The organism is Cryobacterium sinapicolor (assembly GCF_004403465.1).
In the GTDB taxonomy this organism is placed as follows: Bacteria; Actinomycetota; Actinomycetes; order Actinomycetales; family Microbacteriaceae; genus Cryobacterium; species Cryobacterium sinapicolor.
This window is the reverse complement of the sequence record NZ_SOGQ01000025.1, coordinates 1-15,214: the sequence shown is the minus strand read 5'-3', so window position 1 is coordinate 15,214 and position 15,214 is coordinate 1. Positions and strand designations below refer to the sequence as shown.

Here is a 15,214-nt window from a genome sequence, read left to right as displayed (position 1 = left end):
CGCGCCGACGGTCAGTAGACGTACGGCTGGGCGGGCTGCTCAGTCGGCGTGATCGTGCTCGGGACAAGCACAATGGCCTCCTCGCTGCTAATGCTCGGGTTGGTTTCGAAACCGCTCTCGATCGAAACCCAGCTGTCGGTCGGGTATTCGTCCTGCCAGCCGGGGTAGTACACGGGGATGCCGACCGGCTGCGCGTCGACCGCGCAGCAGGAAACCACGAATCGGGCCACGAAGAACACGTTCTCGGGGTCACTCGTGTCCGGCGTGACGAACCCGGTCACTGTCGCGGTCTTGTCGGCAAAGAAGTCCTCGCCGGCGCCTTGGCGCAGCAACGAGGACCAGTCCCGCACGGTGAAGGTCGAGTAGTCGCCGCCGACGAGGCTGTCGGCCTCGCTCTGCGTGAGATCCGAGGTCGAGCCGTTGAGGTCGCGCTTGGCGACCGTGGCCGTGGTTAGGGTCGCCGGCGGCAGCACCAGCAGGCCCACGGTGGCCGAAACGATGATCAGGATGCTGCCGGCCGACCAGAGCCAGGCCCACCGTCCCCCGTCGTCGAGGATCTCGTGCTCGTCTTCGGCGGCGGTCACGAGGGCGAACGCCGCCACCACGAGTGCGGCGGCGATCAGGGCCATCACCATCGTGAACACGAAGTACCGGGGGTGGATGTAGAGCCCGAGCTGCCCGTTGACCCCCAGCCAGACCGTGGCCACAATGCCCACGATACTGAGGAGCGCGCCCTGCCAGCGCCGCAGGAGACGTCTAAACGGCATAGTTGATCGCCAATCCGAGCGCCGCGGAACAGAGCGCCACAATCAGGGTGAGTTGCACCAGGGTCTTGGCCGTGAACGTGGTGCGCAGCAGGGCGAGCATCTTGATGTCGATCATGGGGCCGAAGACCAGGAAGGCCACGATGGCGCCGGGCATGAAGGTCGCACCGAACGAGAGGATGAAGAAGGCGTCGACGTTGGAGCAGATCGAGACGACGAAGGCCAGGGCCATCAGTGCCAGCACGGACCAGACAGGGCTGCTGCCGAGCGTCACGAGCACCTCGCGGGAGACGGCGGTCTGGATCAGCCCGGCCAGTCCGGCACCGATGAAAAGCGCCGGCAGCATCGCGCTGGTCTCCTTCGTGAACAGGCCGGCGCTGCGTTTGATCTTGCCGTCGGCCGCGTCGTGGTGGTCGCCGAGCGCACACGCATCCTGAAACCGGGGGGTGAGCAGGGATTCGGGTTTCGGATGCCGGCTATAGATATAGCCGATCAGGTTGGCGATCAGGAATCCGCCGGCGATGCGCCAGACCAGGATGCCGCTGTCCCAGCCGAAGGCCTGCTGGGTGGTGATGATGGTCACCGGGTTGAGGATCGGGGCGGCGAAGAGGAACGTCATCGATTCACCGACCGTGAGGCCCTTGGCGATCAGGCCACGGGCGAGGGGCACGTTGCCGCACTCGCAGACCGGCAGCAGCATGCCCAGCAGTGAGAGCACCACCCGCCGGGCAGCCGGGTTCTTCGGCAGGCGCCGCAGCAGAAACCCTTCCGGTAGCCAGATCTGCACCACGATCGACAACACGATCCCCAGGAAGACGAATGGCAGCGACTCGATCACCACGCTGATCGACAGGGTGACGAAGTCCCGGACGGTGTCCGCCAGGGTGTCGGCCGGGGCCTCGGGCGCGAATGCGCGGAGCAGGATGACCAGGCCGATGATGACCAGGCCGACGATCAGGCCCCGGCCGGGCCTCTTTCTCGCCGCGAAGGGGCGCAAAGCGGTGGTTCGGCTCATGTGCCCATCCAGTGGTGTTTCGGCTCCGACGCGCTAAGGGCGGGAGGATATCGGGGGGAGGTAGGTGCGCACATCCGTCGTCAACCGCACCAGTCAGGGAGGAAACCGGACACGCTGCGGCTGCTGGTGCCCCGGTCGAGGTCGACCAGGGTGGTGGTCATGCCCGTAAACGCGGGCAGAGTCGGGTAGTCGTCGCCGAGGCCGGCCGCCGGGATCGTCTCCACCGCGAGATACTGGCCGTTCGGCGACACGCAGAAGTCCCGCACCCGCGACGAGTCGGATGCGGGCGTGAAGGCGACACTCGACTTACCGGCGTCGGTGACGGCGATCAGGGAGGCGAGCTGGTTGATGTCGCCGGTCTCCTGCAGGAACAGACGGGCGTAGCGCCCCTGTTCGCTGAGCAGAACGAGCTTGCCGGGGTAGGCGTTCTCATCGAGCAGGCTCGGCGGGAGGTCGAGGGTGGTCACGGCCCCGTCGGCGAGGTCGATTGTGGAGCCCTGGTCGGGGTCGGCGACGACGAGCGCGCGGGTGCCGGGTACGAACCCGCGCATCTCGTCATGCTCGCCCAGCGGGGTCAGCACGGCGTCGCCCAGCATGTCGATCAGAAACATGGTCTGCCCGGTGTTCTGCACGACGAGGGAGGTGCTGTCCGGCACGAACCCCAGGTCCATCACCGTCATCGGCAGGCCGTCCACCCCGGTGACCTCGACCGGGAGGCCCGAGTACTCCGTCAGGTCGTAGACGAACGGGGTGCGGTCGTAGCGTCGCCCCGCCGTCTCCGGGGCGCTGGTGAAGGTGTAAGCGATCAGGTATTTCGACGGGGAGGCCGCCAGGTTCTCAATTACGCCTGCGCCCGGCACTGGCACCTGCACGTTGTCCCCGCCCGCGAACGAGACCACCTCGATGGCGGCCGTGTCGTCCTCGGCGAGCGTGACGGCGGCGAGGTGGTCCTCCAGGGCGACATACTGCTGGATGCGCGGGGCGCTGAACACGATCTCGCCGTCGCCCCGGCCCTGCAGGGTCGTGCGGCGCACGGTGTCGGGCCGCTTCGCCCCGGCGTCGCCCGCCCGGCTGTCGCGCTGCAGTGCGTAGATGTCGATGTCCGGGGTCGTGAACTCGTATTCCAGGGTGGAGGTGGCGTCCTGGGTGGTGGCGGCGACATCCGTCACCGTCACCGTATACACGGTGTTGTAGCGCAGGATGCCCGCGAACTGCACGGTGAGGTTGCGGTCGGCGACACTCGCCGAGACCTCCGTCGCCGGGGACACCGTCACCTGACCGGCCGTGATCTCGGCGAGCGGCTGGTTCGCGGTGAGCAGCAAACGGGGGTTGCCACGCATGACGGAGGCGTCGAGGTTGATTTCGGCAGACGCGAGCCGGGGACCCTGGTTGAAGTTCGCCGCTGCGAGGCCCGCCACGAGCAGAACGAGCACCGCGATCGTGGCCGAGAACAGCCGCCGGAATCGGCGCTGCGCCGTTCGAACGGCGCGCGCGTCAGCCGTCGGCGCGAGGGCGGCCGGGTTCGCGCTCGGTTCACGGTTCATCCGACCAATCGTACCGGGCGGCTCCGGCCGGCTCCGGGAGGTGACGGGGCGGTGAACGGCCGGTAACCGGGGGCCCGCGGACACGCGGGATGGCAGGGAGCCCCTACCGGAGAAATCGGCGCAGCGGCCTCGGGGGCATAGGATCGTGGGTGTATTCAGGCGCATGCAGCCCTAGACCTGGTCCGCATCGTCGTCATTCGCGTTCTCGCCGCGTTGGCGCACATCACGTCGATCCACCCTGATCGAGATCGTGACCCTATGACCGATTCGATCAGAGCCCCCCTCTCTGAGGACCTACCGAGCAAGGCACCAGTTATGACTTCTACGCGATTCCCCCTGTCGCGCGCGGAAACGCGCGACCGGCTCCTGTCCCTGCACGGCGTTCTCTTCGACCTCGACGGGGTGCTCACACCCACCGCCGACGTTCACATGGCCGCCTGGTCGCGGCTGTTCACCCCGTTCCTCGAGGAACAGGGCGTGAGCCCCGCCTACAGTGACGCCGACTACTTCCAGTACATCGACGGCAAGCCCCGCTATGACGGCGTGCGGTCGCTGCTCGCCTCCCGTGGCATCCTGTTGCCCGATGGCGACCCGACGGATGCCCCGGAGCTCAACACGGTCTGCGGCCTCGGGAACCGCAAGAATGAGGCCTTCAACGAGACCCTCGCCGAGAGCGGCGTCACGCCCTACCCGGGATCGATCGCGTTCCTCGACTACGTCGTGTCCGCCGGCCTCTCCGTGGCCGTCGTCACGAGCTCGCGCAACGGGGAGAAGACCCTCGCGGCGGCCGGAATCCGTGGCCGCTTCGAAATCGTCGTCGACGGCCTGCTCTCCGCCGAGCGCGGACTGGCCGGCAAGCCGGCCCCCGACACCTACGAGCTCGGCGCCGCGCTCCTCGGACTCGATGCCGCCCAGTGCGTCGTCGTCGAAGACGCTCACTCGGGCATCCAGGCCGGCCGCGCCGGCAACTTCGGCCTGGTGCTCGGAGTGGACCGCGGCGTCGGAACGCAGACCCTGCTGGACGCCGGCGCCGACGTCGTCGTCCCGGACCTCCACGACCTGCTCCCCCACGCCGAAACGGAGCCCGCCGAATGAACCGGATCGACACCGACCCCCTCGACCGCAACCGGTTCCCGATCGACGAATGGGCCCTGGTCGAGAAGGACTTCTCCGGCGACGACATGGGTCGCACCGAGACGCTATTCGCCGTCGGCAACGGCTACCTCGGCCTGCGCGGCAATGTGGACGAGGGCCGGGACGGCCACGCCCACGGCACCTTCATCAACGGTTTCCACGAGACCTGGCCGATCCGGCACGCGGAGGAGGCCTTCGGCTTCGCGCGCGTCGGGCAGACGATCGTCAACGCGCCGGACGCCAAGATCATCCGCATCTACGTCGACGACGAGCCGCTCGTCCTGACCCTCGCTGACCTGCTCAGCTACGAGCGCCGCCTGGACTTCGCCGGCGGCATCCTCTCCCGGTCCCTCGAATGGCGCACACCCTCGGGCAAGCGCGTGCTGATCCAGTCGCGCCGGCTGGTGTCGTTCACCGAACGCCACCTCGCGATCCTCGAGTACGAGGTCACGATGCTCGACGCCGACGCGTCGGTCGTCATCTCCAGCCAGATCCTCAACCGCCAGGACGGCATCGGCGAGTACGACGCCCCCAAGCCCACCAACGGCAAGGACTTCGACCCGCGCAAGGCCGAGTCGTTCACCGACCGGGTGCTACGCCCCCGCTTCAAGCGGGCATCCGACGGCCGTTACATCCTCGGCTTCCGCTGCACCAACTCGGGCATGACCATCGCCTGCGCCGCCGACCACCAGATGGAGACGCTCAACGAGTACGACGAGGCCTCGCACATCGGCGACGACCTCGCCAAGCACGTCTACCGCATCAAGGCCAAGCAGGGCCAATCCATCCGGCTGACCAAGATCCTCAGTTACCACACCTCCACCGGCGTGCCCACGCACGAGCTCGCCGACCGTTGCGACCGCACCCTCGACCGCGCCGTGGCGGCCGGAACCGAGCACTACGTCGCCGAGCAGCGCGACTGGCTCAACGCTTTCTGGGCGCGCACGGATGTCGAACTCGCCGGCCAGCCTGCCCTCCAGCAGGCCACCCGCTGGAACTTCTTCCAGCTCGCGCAGGCGTCGATGCGTGCCGACGGCCAGGGCGTGTCCGCAAAGGGCGTGTCCGGCTCCGGCTACGGCGGCCACTACTTCTGGGACACGGAAGTGTACGTCCTCCCGTTCCTGACCTACACGTCGCCGAACGCCGCGCGCAACGCGCTGCGGTTCCGGCACGCGATGCTCGAGCATGCCAGGGCCCGCGCCACCGAGCTGAACCAGCTGGGCGCACTGTTCCCGTGGCGCACGATCAACGGTCTGGAGTCGTCGGCGTACTACGCCGCCGGCACCGCGCAGTACCACATCGACGCCGACATCTCCTATGCGCTCAGCCAGTATGTGTCGGCCACCGGCGACGAGGACTTCCTCTCCCGCGAGGCCATCGACATCCTGGTGGAAACGGCGCGCATGTGGGCCGACCTCGGCTTCTGGCGCGGCAACGGCAACGACGTCTTCCACATCCACGGCGTCACCGGACCCGACGAGTACACGACGGTCGTCAACGACAACCTCTACACGAACATCATGGCGCGCTCGAACCTGCGGGCCGCGGTCACGAGCGTGCGGCGGCTGCGCGAGGTCGACATCGCCTCCTACGACTTCATGGTCGCCCGCCTCGGACTCGACGAGGCCGAGATCATCGAGTGGTCGTTCGCCGCGGAAGCGATGCACATCCCCTTCGACAAGACCCTGGGCATCCACCCGCAGGATGCGCAGTTCCTGGAGAAAGAACGCTGGGACCTCTCGCAGACCCCGGTGGCCAACCGCCCGCTGCTGCTGCACTACCATCCCCTCGTGATCTACCGCTTCCAGGTGCTCAAGCAGGCGGATGTCGTGCTCGCCCTCCTGCTGCAGGGCGACCAGTTCACGCCGGAGCAGAAACGCGCCGACTTCGACTACTACGACCCGATCACCACGGGTGACTCGACGCTGTCCGACGTCGTGCAGTCGATCATCGCGGCCGAGGTCGGCTATCACGAGCTCGCGCTGCGGTATTTCACCTCAGGGCTGTTCGTCGACCTCGCCGATCTGCACCACAACGCGGCGGACGGCGTGCACGTGGCATCCGCCGGCGGCGTGTGGAGCGCGCTCATATACGGCTTCGGCGGCATGCGCGACCACGGCGGCAAGATCACCCTCGACCCGCGTCTGCCCGAGACCTGGGAGGCGCTGACCTTCCGCATCACGCTCCGGGGCACCCGGCTGCGCGTGGACGTGCGGCAGACCGAGGTCAACCTCACGATCGAGGAGGGCGTCGACGTCATGCTGGCCGTGCGCGGCGTCTCCGTCATCGTGCGGATGGGCCTGCCCGTCACGGTCCCGCTGACCCACCAGGGTCCGCGGGACTCCGGAGCACCCTCGCGGGCGCTGGTCGAGGGCGGGCGACGGGCCGACGGCACCGTCATCACGTCGTCGATCCCGACGATCGCGCACACCTTCGAGTTCATGGAGGCGAACGACTAGCTCCGGCTCCGGCTCTAACAAATTCGGCGGAGATTTTGCCCAAACGACCGCATTTCACGTGAGTATGGCCGGTTCTCCCCAAAATCTCCGTCGAATTCGCTGGGGGCTCGGGCCTGCCGGTGGTCCGGTGCGCCCCGGCATCTAGGGTCCTGGGCGTGAGACTAGAGCGCGGGTACCGGGTACCGGAAGCCAGATTCCGGGTACCGGGTGCGATGCCGCTCTACAGAGCCGCCTGGATGGCCTCCGCATAGGCCTGGTAGCCGACGGGGGTCGGGTGGAAGGCATCCGGGCCGGCGAAAATGACCCACGAGTCGATGTCGCCGATGGCGTGGCCCTCGAAGGCCGCGGACACATCGACGTATTCGATGCTGGAGTTCGGTCGGGTTGCCTGGGCCTGGGCGACGACACCCTGGATGGTCTGGTTCAGCGCGATCGTGGCGCCATTGAGTTGGGCGATCAGCGGGTCGGCCGAGGGGGCGAAGAGCAGCGGGTAGCCGGTGACGACCACGTGGGCCTTCGGGGCGGCCACAGCGACCTGCGCGTATGTGTCGGCCAGGCGGGCTGCCAGCTCACCGGAGTAGAGCAGGGCCCCGGCGGTGGAGATGGCGTTCCCGCACGCAACCGGATCCGCGGAGGCGCACGCCGCGGCCACGCCGGCCACATTCAGGTCGTTGCCGCCCACCGTCAGCGTCACCAGGGTGGTCCCCCGGTTCAGGGACGACAGCTGCGTGGTGGTGACATCCCCGGTTGTGGCCAGGCTGCAGCTGACGTTCCGTAGGAGGTTGGTGCCCTTCACCGCGTCCAGGAGAGCCGGGTAGCCGTTCGGGCTCTGCAGGCAGCTGTCCACGTAGCCAAGGCCACCCTGTCCGGCTGCATAGGAGTCGCCCAGGGCGACGTATTTGTTGACGGGGGCCGTGGGCGCGGCGGATGCCGGGAGGGCACCGGCAGCGAGCACGCCCGAGGCGGAGAGAACGGCGGCGATGACGCTGGACAGGACACGGGTTCGGGTTTTCATGGCCTGACTGTACTCGCAACCGCGCGGCGGGCACAGGACTATTTTCGGCTCGGCCCCAGCGGCTCCATGAATGCGGCCCTGCGCTCGGCCATCTTGGCGTGCTCAGCCGCCCGGTGCATCCGCTGCCTGGCGCCCTGACGACGGTTGAGTTCCCATCTGGCTCGGTCGATGGCACCGCCGATGCCGTTGAGGAGGCATTCCCTCCTTTTTCGGGGCACCAGGCCGCTTCGGAGCAGCCAGGCGGTCAGTTTCTCGACCAGATCGAGCGCCAGGCGGTGAGCGCACCAGGAGACGACGACGCTCAGACGAGGCGAGGCACGTAACGGTAGTACTCGATACCCTGGTCGTAGAAGTCGGGGCCGTTCGCGGTGCCGAGGTGGTCGACGATGAACTGATCTTCGGCCGGGGCCGGCTCCAGGTCGCCCGGGCGTCCCTCGTGCAGCGCGATGTACTGCGCCTCGGTCAGGTCGACCGGGTCCTGTAGCGCGGCCTCGAATTTGATCAGCGCGGCGGCGGCCTGCCAGCCGGCGACCACCCGCATGGGGAGGGCCTCGGCGGCGTCGCCACTGCCGTAGCCGAGCGCGAGCCACTCCTGGCCGGCGAGTTCGAGGCCCTCCGCCCGGGCGTGGTTGAGACCGGATGCGAGCCAGGCCGGCAGGGCCGCCGTGTAGAGGTTGCCCAGGTCGCGCATGGCGTCCGAGCCGAGGCCGAGCTTCTCGCTGACCAGGGTGGTCCAGAGCCCGGTGCTGCGCAGGTGCTGGCGCAGGCGGCGGGACAGCGGGAAGACGTCACCGGTGATCTCGCCGATGTCGGCACCGTTGCCGTGGAACGGCGACGGTGCGCACAGTTCGGCGAGCAGGAGGTCGGGGTCGATCCCGGCATCCGCGCAGTGCGCGCGCAGCTGGTCCCGGCCCGATTCCTCGTCGGCCGCGAGGGTGAACAGATAGGCCATCACCCAACCGGTCGCCGGCATCTGGTGGTACGGGCGGTGCATGAACACCCGGTCGACCTCGTTGAAGTAGTCCAGGGAATTGCCGGGGCGCTTGCCCAGCATGGCCGTCATCGCGTGATGGGTGGCGTCGATGTAGCAGCTGGTCGAATACCGGCCGTTGAATACGGGCAGGTCCTGCATCTGCCCGTCGTCGCGGGGCGGCTGGCCGCGGAAGCGCGCGAACGGCTTGCGGAAGTCCGCCACCCGGTAGTCGGAGTCGCTGCCGGACCCGGCCAGGTTCACTTCCAGCAGTCGGGCCTCGCTCTCCAGCAGCACGGCGACGGCACCGGCACCCTGGGTGGGCTCACCGCTGCCGCCGCGGGCGTACTCGGCGATGTCGGCGGAGACGACGATGGCCTGGCGGCCCACGCCATCCGTCGCCAGATAGCGCAGGGCGGCCTTGATGCCGTAGACGCCGGCGAGGCAGGCCTGCTTGAACTCGGGCACCTCGCAGTCTCGCGCGAGCAGCGGCATGCCGTGGGCGGAGAGTGCGTCGTTGACCATGCCCTTGACGATGACCGCGCCGGCCGAGTTGTCGCTGCTGGACTCGGTGCCGAGCGCCAGGAGGCCGACCTGGCCAGGATCGATGTCGTAGTCGCGGATCAAACGCCACACCGCGTTCGCCGCGAGCGTGTAGACGCTCTGGCCGGGGCCGCGCATGCGGAAGCTCCGCCCGACGACATTCTTGACCTTCCCCCACGGCTGGTCGTTCCAGTCGCACCAGGCTTCCAGCTGCACCCGGTAGGGAGGCACGAACAGGGAGAATCCACTAATTCCAGGTGTCAACGGTTCCCTCTTCAGGTTTGGCGTGGTTGTTCACCCACACCGGGTCTCAAACGCACCATCCCATTATTCACGGATCGGTAGGTGAAAGTGGTGACCAGGAGCAGATCGTCAGGCGCCACCAACCCGAGCCGGGCGGCGCGGCACCCCGGGAAGCGACTAAAATCGAGGGAACCCGATCGGAGCACCACTGTGGACCAACCCATCGATGGTGGCGCCACCGCCGTGGCCCGCGCGCACAGCAACATCGCCCTCGTCAAATACTGGGGCAAGCGCGATGCCACCCTGAACACGCCCGCGGTCGGCTCCATCTCGGTCACGCTCGACGCGCTCTACACCGACACCCGCGTCACGTTCGCGCCCGACCTGGCAGTCGACGAATTCTGGCTGGCCGGATGCCGCAGCGACGCAACGCGCATCACCCACGTTCTCGACCTGGTACGTGGGTATGCCGCCAGCATGGGTCTCCCCACCGCCGGGCTGAACGCCGTCGTGTCGTCGACGAACAACTTCCCGACCGGGGCCGGCCTCGCCTCGTCGGCCTCCGGTTTCGCCGCCCTGGCGCTGGCCGCGTCCGGCGCCGCCGGCCTCGCCCTGCCCGCCCGGGAGCTGTCGATCCTGGCCCGGCACGGCTCCGGTTCGGCCGCCCGCTCGATCTTCGGCGGCTTTGCCGAGATGCACGCCGGCACCGCCGCGGACGGCTCCGACGCCTATGCGGAGGAGCTGCTGGACCGGGCGGACTGGCCGTTGGCCGTGGTCGTGGCGATCACCGAGCACGGCGAGAAATCGATAAATTCCACAATCGGCATGAACGAGAGCAAGGCGTCCTCGCCGTTCTACCAGGCCTGGCTCGACTCGGCCGACGGCGACCTCGCGGAGATGCGGGGCGCCATCCATGACCGTGATTTCACCCGGCTCGGGGAGCTCTCCGAATACAACTGCTTGAAGCTGCACGCCCTGATGCTCACGACGCGTCCCGCGCTGATCTACTGGAATGCCGCGACCGTCGCCGCGATGCATGCCGTGCAGGGCCTGCGCGCCGCCGGTGTGTCGGCCTACTTCACCATCGACGCCGGCCCGCAGGTCAAGGTGCTCTGCCGGCCGGGCGACGCCGCCGCGGTGCAGCACGCGATGGCGCTCGTGCCGGGCGTGCACGAGGCGCGGATCAGCGCGCTCGGCCCGGCCGCCTTCCGGCTGGAATGATCATGGCGACGACCCAGCCGACGCCCCTGCCGACGGCACCGATGCCGACGATTCGGACGTCCGCGCCCGGCAAGCTCTTCCTACTGGGCGAATACGCCGTGCTCGAGGGCGCACCGGCCCTGCTGACCGCCGTCGACCGGCGGGTGGAGGTGACGATCGACCCGTCCCCCACCGGGTCCTGGCAGGTCAGCGCGCCCAATCTGGGCATCCGTGCTCTGGGGCTGGGCACGGATGGCGCCCTCCCGGCCGGACTCAGCGACCGGCAGCAGGCCCACCTCCGCGTCTTCGACGAGGTGCGCGTCGCCGTGCAGACCGCGGCGCGGCAGGCGCACGAGCTGCAGCAGACCGACCCGCGCGTCCGGCCGGAGACCTCGACTCCCCCGCTCGCGATCACCATCGACAGCAGCGCACTGTCCCGGGGCGGCCACAAGCTGGGCCTCGGCTCCAGCGCCGCCGCTGCCGCCGCACTGACCGACGCCCTGGCCCAAGCGCTGGGTCTGACCCTCGACCGGAACGACCTGTTCCACCTGGCCCACGCCGCCCACCGGAGCGCGCAGAACGGTGCCGGAAGTGGCGGAGATGTGGCCGCGAGCGTGCACGGCGGGCTGATCCGCTATGCCCCGGGTACCGCAGCGGTGCCGCTTCGCTGGCCGGAGGAGCTCCGCATCTCCGCCGTCGTCACCGGCGAGGGCGCGCTGACCACCCGCCTGGTGGGCCGCGTGGCCGACTACGCCGCCGTGAACCCCGCCCAGCACCGGGCCGACCTCGACCGGCTGACGCGCCTCGCCGAGGCCGCCGAGGCCGCGCTGGCCGACCCGGCCGACTTCCTGCGCCTGGCGTCCGACTACTTCGACGCCCTGTCCGCGCTCGACAACCATGCCCGGGCCGGCATCGTGAGCCTGCGGCACCGCGAGCTGCATGCCCTCGCGGAGCGCGAGGGCGGCGTCTTCAAGACCAGCGGAGCCGGCGGCGGAGACGTCGGTCTGGCCTTTAGCTACGCTGGAGAACCCACCGAGCGACTGGCCGGGGCACTTGCCCGGGCCGGGGCCGCCATCGTCCCGCTCGGCCTCTTCGCCGCCGGCTTACAGGGAGGTACCGCGTCATGAGCCGGTCCCGCATCCCCCGCTTCTACCAGTTGTCGGTCCGTGAGCGCATCGCGCTCCTCCAGCAACGCGGCGTTCTGACGACCGATGCCGCCGCTCACCTCGCAGACGGAACATCCGCCCTCGACGTGGCCGCCGCCGACCGGTTGATCGAGAACGTGATCGGCGTCTTCTCGATGCCGATGGGACTCGGCCTGAACTTCCAGATCAACGGCCGGGACTATCTGGTGCCGATGGTGGTCGAAGAGCCGTCCATTGTCGCCGCGGTCAGTTCCACGGCCCTGCTGGTGCGCCAGGCCGGCGGGTTCACGAGCGTCGCCGACGAGCCGCTGCTGATCGGCCAGATCCAGGTTCTCGACCTGATCGACCCCGAGCGCGCCCGGGCCGACCTGCTCGCGCGCGGCGACGAGCTCGTCGCTCTGGCCAACAGCGGGCATCCGAATATGGTGGCGCGCGGCGGCGGCGCCCGCGGCGTCGAGGTCTTCCTGCGCGGTGGCACGGTGCAGAACGGCGAGCTGCTCGTCGTGCATCTGCTGGTCGACACCCGCGACGCGATGGGCGCCAATCTCGTCAATTCGATGTGCGAGCGGCTGGCCCCGCTGGTCGAGGAGATCAGTGGCGGCCGGGTATTCCTGCGTATCCTGTCCAACCTCACCGACCGGGCCCTGGTGCGCGCCCGCGCCGTGATCCCGAACGCGCTGCTCGAGACCGCCGACTTCCCAGGCGTTCGGGTGCGCGACGGCATCGTGCTCGCCAACGAATTCGCGGCGATGGACCCCTACCGGGCCACCACGCACAACAAGGGAATCATGAACGGCATCGACGCCGTCGCCCTCGCCACCGGCAACGACTGGCGGGCGATCGAGGCGGCCGCACACGCCTACGCCGGGCGCGGCGACGGTTACGGCCCGCTCACCTCCTGGAACGTGAACGACGCCGGCGACCTCGTCGGCGAGCTGACCCTCCCGCTGAAGGTCGGCACGGTCGGCGGGCAGGTCGAGTCGAACCCGGCCGTTCGGCTCGCGCACACGATCCTCGGGGTGTCTTCGGCGCCCGAGCTGGCCGAGGTGATGGCCGCCGTCGGGTTGGCCCAGAACCTGGCCGCGCTCAAGGCCCTGTCGACCAACGGCATTCAGCATGGCCACATGCGCCTGCACGCGCGGGCCGTGGCGGCCGCCGCCGGCGCCGGCGCAGCCCGGTTCGAGGAGGTCGTCGAGAAGCTGATCGCCGACGGCGAGATCAAGGTGTGGAAGGCGCGCGAGATCATGCAGGCCCTCGACGCGGCCAGCGACGGCGACCGGACCATCGATCCGGCCGTCACGGATGCCGGGTCCGGCGCCGCGGCATCCGTCACCTCTCCCGCTCTTGGGCTCACGCCCCGGCCCGCGGTCATCCGCACGCCCAGCACTGCCACGCCCCCTGCAGCCACGACCCCCAGCGCCCCCGGCCCGGATGCCCGCCTCGGCTTCGGCAAGATCATCCTGATGGGCGAACATTCCGTCGTCTACGGCTACCACGCGATCGCCGCCCCGATCGGGCTGTCCGTGCGCGCGCAGGTCACCCGCCAGGAGTCACTCCTCGAACCGGTCATCGCGGACTGGGACGTCGACGGCTCGGTGCGCGAACCGATCCGCGCGGACCTCTCACACCGGGTGGCGGCGCTGATCGCGTCCCGGCTCGGCGTTTCCGCCGTGGGCCTCCGCGTCGACGTCTTCTCGCACCTGCCACGCGCCAGCGGCCTGGGTGCCTCCGCCGCGTTCGCGGTTGCGGTGATCCGCGCCGTCGCCGACAGCTTCCGGCTCACGATCAGCGACGCCGAGGTGTCGAGCCTCGCCTTCGAGTGCGAACAGATCGTGCACGGCACCCCGTCGGGCATCGACAACACCGTGGCCACCTTCGGCCGGTCGGTCCTGTTCCAGAAAACGGATGCCCCGGGCGGCCACACCATCCGCGACGTCTTCACTCCACATCCGATCCCGATCGTGATCGGGCTGTCCGGGGTGGAGTCGCTGACGAAGCAGACCGTGGGCCTCGTGCGCAGCGCCTGGAAGCGAAACCCCGCGCGCTACGACGCAATCTTCAGCCAGATCGACGGGCTGGTACTGGCCGGCGTCGATGCGCTCCGCCGCGGCGACATCGCCGAGCTTGGCGAACTGATGAACATCAATCAGGGGCTGCTGAACGCGCTCCAGGTGTCCAGCCCGGAGATTGAGGCGCTCGTGGCCATCGCCCGCCGTGCCGGCGCGCTCGGAGCCAAGTTGACCGGTGGCGGCGGCGGCGGCGCCATGATCGCCATCGCCGAACCCGGCGGCACCGAGCCGATCCTCACCGCCATGCGCAGTGCCGGCTACACCACGTACCTCACCGAGATCCGCTAGAAGCACGGATCCCGAACCTGTATTCGACGTATTCGGAACCGGGCATCCTGTAATTCCCGGTAGAAATACCCGGCTCAGACGGCGATCATTCACAGGTTTCGCTCGGAGTTATCCACACCGCGAAGCCCCGTGATCATGCGGGCGACAGTCACTTTTCGCACTGCTGTCCACAGGGTTGTCCACAAGGCTGTGGATAGACGTATCTTCGACGTCCTCCGGTCCAGTCCACCGGGCGCAGGTCTCGATCGGCGGTCTTACTGCGGGCCGAGGCGCCCAGGCCATAGGTCGATGCCCAAACCGTTCTCAAGACGAGCCACGGTCGCGAGATCGGGCCAGGAGCGCCCATGCAGCACCGAGAGCAACGTCGTGTGGTCGAGCCCGGCATCGCGCGCAGCGGCGCGCACGCTCCGCTCGCCGATAGCGGCTTGCACGTTCACCGCGAACCGACGGGCCACCTCCCCAACGGAATCCGCCGACGAAACGTCGGGCCACCCCTCCACGAGGTCACGGGGAGCAGGGCGCGCCGGTCTGGACATAGCCCGAGCGTAGACGACGAATGCGCGTCCCACCCCACAGGTCGAGCACCGGTGGTCGAGCTCGTCGAGACCCAGTGACCGAGCACCCGGTGGTCGAGCCCGCCGAGACCCAGTGACCGAGCACCCGGTGGTCGAGCTCGTCGAGACCCGGTAGGCCGCCCTCGAGATGATCGTACATAACTTCGAATAAACTAGCCCAAGTATGTGAACAACTCTCGACTACGTGTGCCCATTAAGGTATCCTTGGAACATGATGAACCTCGCGGAAGACCTCAGGCAGGCGGCCGAG

Annotated in this window: 11 protein-coding genes; 5 read left to right on the top strand and 6 right to left on the bottom strand. The window is 68.8% G+C overall.

What is annotated here, in order from left to right:
* Window positions 1-11 precede the first annotated feature (11 nt).
* From E3T28_RS05345 to E3T28_RS05335, 3 genes are all read right to left on the bottom strand, one after another.
* Window positions 12-767 (bottom strand): TIGR03943 family putative permease subunit, encoded by a 756-nt coding sequence (locus E3T28_RS05345; protein WP_134428658.1) that lies wholly within the window; start codon window positions 765-767, stop codon window positions 12-14.
* Complete coding sequence (locus tag E3T28_RS05340) at window positions 757-1,779, bottom strand: permease (protein WP_134428656.1); 1,023 nt, start codon at window positions 1,777-1,779, stop codon at window positions 757-759. The genes E3T28_RS05345 and E3T28_RS05340 overlap by 11 nt, the downstream gene beginning before the upstream one ends.
* An 80-nt stretch (window positions 1,780-1,859) precedes the next feature.
* Window positions 1,860-3,323 carry an Ig-like domain-containing protein gene (locus E3T28_RS05335; RefSeq protein WP_134428654.1) on the bottom strand — a complete coding sequence of 488 codons (1,464 nt, stop codon included), beginning with the start codon at window positions 3,321-3,323 and terminating at the stop codon, window positions 1,860-1,862.
* A 315-nt stretch (window positions 3,324-3,638) separates the two neighbouring features.
* On the opposite strand from E3T28_RS05335, the gene E3T28_RS05330 reads away from it, so the two are divergent.
* Together E3T28_RS05330 and E3T28_RS05325 are read left to right on the top strand one after the other, a co-directional pair.
* Window positions 3,639-4,418 carry an HAD family hydrolase gene (locus E3T28_RS05330; protein ID WP_134428652.1) on the top strand — a complete coding sequence of 260 codons (780 nt, stop codon included), beginning with the start codon at window positions 3,639-3,641 and terminating at the stop codon, window positions 4,416-4,418.
* Window positions 4,415-6,916, top strand: a complete 2,502-nt coding sequence (locus E3T28_RS05325; protein ID WP_134428650.1) for a glycoside hydrolase family 65 protein — start codon at window positions 4,415-4,417, stop codon at window positions 6,914-6,916. Before E3T28_RS05330 ends, E3T28_RS05325 begins: the two co-directional genes overlap by 4 nt.
* A 220-nt stretch (window positions 6,917-7,136) precedes the next feature.
* On the opposite strand, the gene E3T28_RS05320 is transcribed toward E3T28_RS05325, so the two are convergent.
* Complete coding sequence (locus E3T28_RS05320) at window positions 7,137-7,931, bottom strand: SGNH/GDSL hydrolase family protein (protein ID WP_134428648.1); 795 nt, start codon at window positions 7,929-7,931, stop codon at window positions 7,137-7,139.
* 301 nt (window positions 7,932-8,232) lie between these two features.
* Window positions 8,233-9,708: a hydroxymethylglutaryl-CoA synthase family protein gene (locus E3T28_RS05315; RefSeq protein ID WP_134428646.1), complete on the bottom strand. Its 1,476-nt coding sequence runs from the start codon at window positions 9,706-9,708 to the stop codon at window positions 8,233-8,235.
* 189 nt (window positions 9,709-9,897) lie between these two features.
* Here E3T28_RS05315 and mvaD point away from each other — a divergent pair, with 189 nt between their 5' ends.
* The 3 genes from mvaD to E3T28_RS17140 are packed head-to-tail and all read left to right on the top strand — an operon-like array spanning window position 9,898 to window position 14,389.
* Window positions 9,898-10,908 carry a diphosphomevalonate decarboxylase gene (gene mvaD / locus E3T28_RS05310; protein ID WP_198417158.1) on the top strand — a complete coding sequence of 337 codons (1,011 nt, stop codon included), beginning with the start codon at window positions 9,898-9,900 and terminating at the stop codon, window positions 10,906-10,908.
* A 2-nt stretch (window positions 10,909-10,910) separates the two neighbouring features.
* The gene (locus E3T28_RS05305) at window positions 10,911-12,014 is read left to right on the top strand and encodes a mevalonate kinase family protein (protein WP_198417157.1); all 1,104 of its coding nucleotides are present in this window, start codon (window positions 10,911-10,913) and stop codon (window positions 12,012-12,014) included.
* Window positions 12,011-14,389 carry a hydroxymethylglutaryl-CoA reductase, degradative gene (locus E3T28_RS17140; RefSeq protein WP_198417156.1) on the top strand — a complete coding sequence of 793 codons (2,379 nt, stop codon included), beginning with the start codon at window positions 12,011-12,013 and terminating at the stop codon, window positions 14,387-14,389. The genes E3T28_RS05305 and E3T28_RS17140 overlap by 4 nt, the downstream gene beginning before the upstream one ends.
* Before the next feature lie 254 nt (window positions 14,390-14,643).
* On the opposite strand, the gene E3T28_RS05295 is transcribed toward E3T28_RS17140, so the two are convergent.
* Window positions 14,644-14,925, bottom strand: coding sequence for a helix-turn-helix domain-containing protein (locus E3T28_RS05295; protein WP_134428642.1), 282 nt, complete (start codon window positions 14,923-14,925; stop codon window positions 14,644-14,646).
* Window positions 14,926-15,214 lie beyond the last annotated feature (289 nt).